At 42.8% G+C, this 290-nt stretch carries 1 pseudogene; it reads left to right on the top strand.

The window, feature by feature from the left end:
- A pseudogene (locus AAEY79_RS14465) lies at nucleotides 1-242 on the top strand (hypothetical protein); the annotation flags it as partial.
- Nucleotides 243-290: the final 48 nt, after the last annotated feature.

The raw sequence follows: 290 nt of genomic DNA on the forward strand, positions 1-290 counted from the left end.
GTCCATGGACTGTTGCTTACGCGAAAATGCGAGGTTTGAGTGACCCTGATGTTTTTTTGAGTTCTGATTTAGTCATCAAAAATCGTCTTCATGCGTTACGTGACCAATCGGGTAAACCTATTGAAACCCCTAAATCTTACTTAAGCATTGCAGCCGACATTGCAAAACAAGCATCACCTTGGGGCAGCTACTTAACCTTCCAGCTTTGGGATAACGATCCTGTCGCTGCAAAAAACGGATAATATTATGACCCATTTTACTTCGCCGAAGTGTCATGCTTTAGTCACAAG

Source organism: Psychrobacter sp. GW64-MNA-CIBAN-0177, from assembly GCF_040309585.1.
Classification (GTDB): Bacteria; Pseudomonadota; Gammaproteobacteria; order Pseudomonadales; family Moraxellaceae; genus Psychrobacter; species Psychrobacter okhotskensis.